Source organism: Variovorax sp. 20P10.2.4, assembly GCF_058244205.1.
The window spans coordinates 1-5,618 of record NZ_JBZAYE010000492.1 but is presented as its reverse complement, the minus strand read 5'-3'; the positions used below and the strand labels follow the sequence as shown (position 1 = coordinate 5,618).

Below are 5,618 nucleotides of genomic sequence, written 5' to 3'. Positions count from 1 at the left end.
GGCCGCCACGCTCGGCGAGCCGATGTTCGCGATCGCGCTCGCGATGATGCCGGTGCCGATGGGCTTCGGCCTCGGCTACGGCTGCGGCCTGTGGCGCACGATGCGCTTCGTCGTCGCCGGCATCGCGCTGCTGATCGCGGGCGTGGTGATCGCGGGCCAGCAACTGGGCTGGGAGCGCGTGGGCTGGTCCCTGCTCGGCATGCTGGCGCTGGGCGCGGCCGTGCTGGTCGGCCTGCTGATCGTGACCGGCATGCGCAAGGCCTGGCGCAAGGGCGTGCGCAGCTTCGTCACGCGCTGGATCGTGGTGTGCGTGCTGGTGGGCCTGTTCGTCGGGCTGGCGCGCGACGAGCTCGATCCGCAGCTGTTCTGGATCGTGCTCGCGGCCGTCACCGTGGTGGCGCTGCTCGTGGCCTTCTTCCCGGCCGACGGCGGCGGGGGTGGCGGTGGCGACAGCGATTACGGCGACAGCGGATGGAGCAGCAGTTCCTCCTCGTCGTCCGATTCCTCTTCGTCCTCGTCGTCGGATTCCTCCTCGTCGTCCTCGTCGGATTCCGGCGGCTCGAGCAGCGGCGGCGGCGCCTCGGGAAGCTGGTAGCAACACACCACGCCGCACGCGTCGACTCCCGACATCGTGCCCACGTGCGCAGGGCACCGGGTACTCCCCGCAGCGAAATCAAGGAGGAGGCCGCAGGCCGGGGGACATTCGCGGAGGGGAGTACCCGGTGTCCTGTGCACGCCCCCCGCCCCCCCGCATCCGCCAAGCCCCTCCCACCAGCAGGCCTACCGAAGCCCCGACACAATTCATCCGATGATTCAATGAATTAGCACTTCATGCTCGCCCAAGCCCCCCGCACTTCCCTGGTCGAAGCCGCCGCCAACGGCATCCGCGCCGAAATCTCCGCCGGCCGCTGGCCCGTCGGCGCGCGCATTCCCATCGAGCCGCAGCTCGCCCAGTTGCTCGGCGTGAGCCGCGGCACCGTGCGCGAGGCCGTCAAGACGCTGGTCTCGCGCGGCCTGCTCGAGGTGCGCCAGGGCTCGGGCACCTACGTGCGCTCGGGCTTCGATCCCGGCGCCAGCCTGCAGAAGCTGCGCCTGGCCAGCCTGCTCGACCAGTTCGAGGTGCGCTGCGCGCTCGAGGTGCAGGCCGCGCGGCTGGCCGCGCTGCGCCACACGCCCCAGGACCTGCGCCAGCTCCACGCCCTGCTCGATGGCCGCGGCACGCCCGCGCCCGGCGACCGCGGCGCGGCCTTCATCGAACGCGACCTCGCCTTCCACCTGGCCATCGTCGACATCGCGGGCAACCTCGCGCTCGCCGAAACCGTGCGCTTCATCGGCGGCTACATCAAGGACACGATCGCCAGCACCATGGGCACGCTGCTGCCCGAGCCCGACGACGCCGCCCACCGCGCGATCGTCGAGGCCATCGCCAGCCGCGACCCCGAGCGCGCCGACGCCGCCGTGCGCGCCTTCATGACGCCCATGATCGCGACGCTCGCCGCCGGCACCCACACCCCCACCGGCGGCCCACGCGCGCCGTCCCGCCCATGACCGCCACCACCCTCCCCACGGCCACCCGCCGCAACGCGCCCGCCGATGCCGATGTCGGCCAACTGCTGATCGACGCCGAGGTCGACAGCCAGCCCGCGCCGCCGCCCACCCCGGCGCCGAGCCGCGGCCGCCGCATCCTGCTGGGCGCCAGCGTGGTGCTGATCGCCTTCAACCTGCGGCCGGTGTTCTCCAGCCTCTCGGTGGTGCTGCCCGAGATCATCCGTTCCACCGGCCTGTCGGCCACCGCCGCCAGCCTGCTGACCACCCTGCCCGTGCTGTGCCTGGGCCTGTTCGCGCCGCTCGCGCCCGGCCTCGGCCGGCGCTTCGGCACCGAGCGCACGCTGCTGGGCTGCATGGCGCTGATCCTGGTCGGCACGCTGCTGCGCGGCACCGGCCATGTGCCGCTGCTGTTCGTCGCCTCGGCGATCGCCGGCAGCGGCATCGCGGTCGCCAACGTGCTGCTGTCGGGCCTGGTCAAGCGCGACTTCGCCGGGCAGGCGGCGCTGATGATGGGCCTCTACACCATGGCCGTGTGCGGCGGCGCCGCGAGCGCGGCCGGCCTCACGGTGCCGATCGAGCATGCGCTGGGCGGCGGCTGGACCGCGGCGCTCGCGGTCTGGGCGCTGCCGGCCGCGCTGGTCACGCTGCTGTGGGCGCCGCAGGCGCTGCCGCTCAAGCCGATCGCCAGCGAAGCGGGCTTCACCGTGCGCGGCCTGTGGCGCGACAAGCTGGCCTGGCAGGTCACCTGCTTCATGGGGCTGCAGTCCGCGCTGGCCTACATCGTCATGGGCTGGCTCGCGCCGATCCTGCGCGAACGCGGGCTGGCCAGCGACACCGCGGGCTACGTGGTCTCGGTCTCGGTCATCACGCAGGTCGTGACCTGCCTCGTGATCCCCGCGCTCGCGGTCAGGCTGCGCAACCAGATCGGCCTGGCCGTGGCGCTCGCGCTGCTCACCGTGGCCGCCATGCTGGCCCAGTTGTTCGCGCCGCTGGGCGGCGTGTGGGTCTGGGCCGTACTGCTGGGCATTGCGCAGGGTGGCACCTTCGCGCTGGCGCTCACCATGATCGTGCTGCGCTCGCCCGATTCGCACGTGGCCGCGCACCTGTCGGGCATGGCGCAGGGCGTGGGCTACGTCATCGCGGCCTTCGGTCCGCTGCTGGCCGGGCTGCTGCATGGCTGGACCGGCAGCTTCAGCGCCGCCTCGTGGCTGTTCGTCGCGGTCGGCGTCGCGATGCTGATCGCGGGCGTCGGCGCGGGCCGCACGATGCACGTCGGCGCGGTCACCGTTCCGCGCTAGAAGTCCGGGCCGGCGTGGCGCAGGCGCGACGCGGCGCGCAGTCCGCGCGCGCCTACAACAAGAAGCTCGCGCGTCCGAAGAGCGAGGAGTCCGGAGCATGAGAAACTTCGTCTCATGCCGACGGTCAGACTGCGGCCCCGAGCAGGCACCGCCCCGATCCACCCGCCTCACGGCTTCTCTTCGACGAGCGCACCATGAAGAAACTTGCCGCCCTGGCCTTGCTGGGCCTGATCCAGACCGCCCCCGCGCTGGCCCAGCGCGACATGGACGTCTATGAAGCCGACCGCCGCTACTGCGCGAGCGGCCGTTCGGGCATGGACTTCCACTCGTGCATGGACCGGCTGCGCTTCGACCGCCAGCGCGACCGCGATCGCTGGGAACGCGAACGCTGGGAACGCAGCCGCGACGATCGCGACCGCTGGGAGTACGAGCGCCGCCAGCGCTATGCCGCGCCGCCGCCCCCACCGGTCTACCGCGAACCGCCCAAGCTCAGCGACATGCAGCAGCGCGCGCTCGACAACTGCGTCCTGCTCGCGCCGCGCGACCAGCCGCGCTGCCGCGCGACCGTGATGTCGACGGTGCGCTGAAGGGTGCCGTTGCGGCAACCCTCCCGCGCGCGGTGACCCCGAGGGGAACCGCGCAGGCCGCCCACGGCGGCCGTGCCGCGCTGCGCAATGCGGCGGACCGGTGCATGATGCGTCGCCGATCCATTTCATGAACGCCTCCTCCGCCCCGCAGGAAGAAGAAGCCGCTGGCTCGCCCGACAGCCCCGCGCTGTCGCGCATGGTGCGCACCGAGCAGATGCTGGCGGTGCGCCGCAGCGTGCTCGCCGCGATCCCGGTCAACCTGGTGCTGAGCCTCACGGTGGCGCTGCTGGCCCACCACTCGGACCTGACCGCGCTCGGCCTGGCCTGGCTGACGCTCTCGCTGGCCGTCAACATCACGCGCATCTTCGTCTGCCGCCGGCCCTTCGTGGCCTCGCCCGGCGCCAACGGCAGCGATCCCGCGGTCGACCACGAGCTGCGCCTGGCCTGGCTGTTCGCGCTGCTGTCGGGCTCGGTCTGGGCGCTGATCCCGATCCTCTGCGAGGGCTACACCTCGCCGCAGACCCTGTTCTACCTGACCGTGGTCTGCGGCATCTGCGCCGGCTCGGTCACCTACGGCATCGCCTACGCGCCGGTACCGATCAGCTTCATCACGCCGGCGCTGCTCTCGGTGTTCGGCTGCCTGGTCTGGGCCGGCGGCTTCGACCACCTCGCGCTGGCCGCGATGGTGCTGGTCTACCTCGCGGCGCTGGTGCGCGCGGCGCTGCAGAGCGCGCGCGGCTTCCGCGAGGGCAGCCGGCTCAAGAACGAGGCCGTGTCGATGGCCGCGCGCCTGCGCCAGTCGCACACGCTGTCGCTCGAATCGACGCGCCAGCTCGCCTTCCGCGTCGCGCACGACGCGCTCACCGGCCTGCTCAACCGCGAGGGTTTCACCCAGGCCTCGAGCCTGCGCATCGATGCCGGCGGCAAGGAGCGCGAGCACGGCCTGCTGATCCTCGGCATCGACGGCTTCAAGGCCGTCAACGATGCCTTCGGCCACAAGATGGGCGACCGCGTGCTGCAGGACGTGGCGCAGTGGCTGCAGCGCGAGCTGGCCGGGCGCGACGCCATCCTGGGCCGCTGGGGCGGCGACGAGTTCGCCGCCCTGTTCATCGCCGAGGACGGCGGCCCCTCGCCCGACCAGGTGGGGCAGGCGCTGATCGAATCGATCGCCTCGGCCACCGCGCAGTACGGCGGCAAGCTGAGCGCGAGCGTGGGCATCTGCGTCGAGCGCGGCGTGTCCATCGCCGACATGCTGAGCTCGGCCGACGAGGCGCTGCACGAGGCCAAGCGCGCGGGCCGCAGCCGCTGCCGCCGCTTCGACGAGGCCTTGCGCGAGCGCCTGGTGACGCGGCGCGACGTCGAGCGCGACCTGCCCGGCGCGGTCGCCTCGCGCGCCATCGGCGTCTGGTACCAGCCGATCCTGGCCGACGGCGGCCGCCGGCTGCACAGCCTCGAGGCATTGCTGCGCTGGCAGCATCCGCGCCACGGCTGGATCCCGCCCGAGGACGTGATCCGCGCGGCCGCGAGCACCGGCCTGGCCGAATCGCTGCTGCGCCACATCCTGGCCGAGATCTGCGTCGGGCTGCAGGAGCTGGCCGCGGCCGACCCGCGCTTCGAGGCCGTGCCGGTGGCGATGAACGTCTCGCCGCGCGAGATGTCCCAGCTCGCGCTCGACCGCATCGTGCTCGGCGAGATCGCGCGCCACGGCATCGCGCCGCACCGCATCCAGATCGAGATCACCGAGGAGATCGCGCTCGATACCTTCGCCGCCAGCGCGCGGCTGCATGCGCTGGCCGACGCGGGCGTGGCGATCGTGGTCGACGACTTCGGCGTCGGCTATTCCTCGCTGGCCTCGCTGCGCAGCAAGTACGTGCGGCAGGTCAAGATCGACCGCAGCTTCATCCTCGGCCTGGCCGCCTCGCCGGGCAATCGCGTGCTGGTCGAGTCGGTGATCCGCCTGGGCCATTCGCTGCGCATCGACGTGGTGGCCGAGGGCGTGGAGACCGGCGAGGAGCTCGAGGCGCTCAATGCGCTCGGCTGCCCGCTGATGCAGGGCTACCACCTCGCGCGGCCGATGCCGCTCGACAAGGTGCTGCCCTGGGCGCAGCGCCTGCCCGGCTGAACCTCAGCCCGGCACGGGGCCGCCATGCAGCGGCAGCCGCAAGGTGAGCCCCAGCGGGCCGCC

At 72.6% G+C, this 5,618-nt stretch carries 5 protein-coding genes; all 5 read left to right on the top strand.

Features of this window, described 5'->3' with window-relative positions:
- Positions 1-595 (top strand): hypothetical protein (locus AC27VN_RS31075; RefSeq protein WP_490879049.1); only part of this gene is annotated, 595 nt, incomplete at its 5' end.
- Between the two features lie 236 nt (positions 596-831).
- Positions 832-1,548 (top strand): FadR/GntR family transcriptional regulator, encoded by a 717-nt coding sequence (locus AC27VN_RS31070; protein WP_490879048.1) that lies wholly within the window; start codon positions 832-834, stop codon positions 1,546-1,548.
- A complete protein-coding gene (locus AC27VN_RS31065; protein WP_490879047.1) occupies positions 1,545-2,846 on the top strand; it encodes a CynX/NimT family MFS transporter in 1,302 nt (433 codons plus the stop codon). Before AC27VN_RS31070 ends, AC27VN_RS31065 begins: the two co-directional genes overlap by 4 nt.
- Positions 2,847-3,040: 194 nt before the next feature.
- Positions 3,041-3,433: a hypothetical protein gene (locus tag AC27VN_RS31060; RefSeq protein WP_093348498.1), complete on the top strand. Its 393-nt coding sequence runs from the start codon at positions 3,041-3,043 to the stop codon at positions 3,431-3,433.
- A 127-nt stretch (positions 3,434-3,560) separates the two neighbouring features.
- On the top strand, positions 3,561-5,555 hold the full coding sequence (locus tag AC27VN_RS31055; protein WP_093348496.1) for a putative bifunctional diguanylate cyclase/phosphodiesterase: 1,995 nt from the start codon (positions 3,561-3,563) through the stop codon (positions 5,553-5,555).
- The last annotated feature ends 63 nt before the right edge of the window (positions 5,556-5,618 follow it).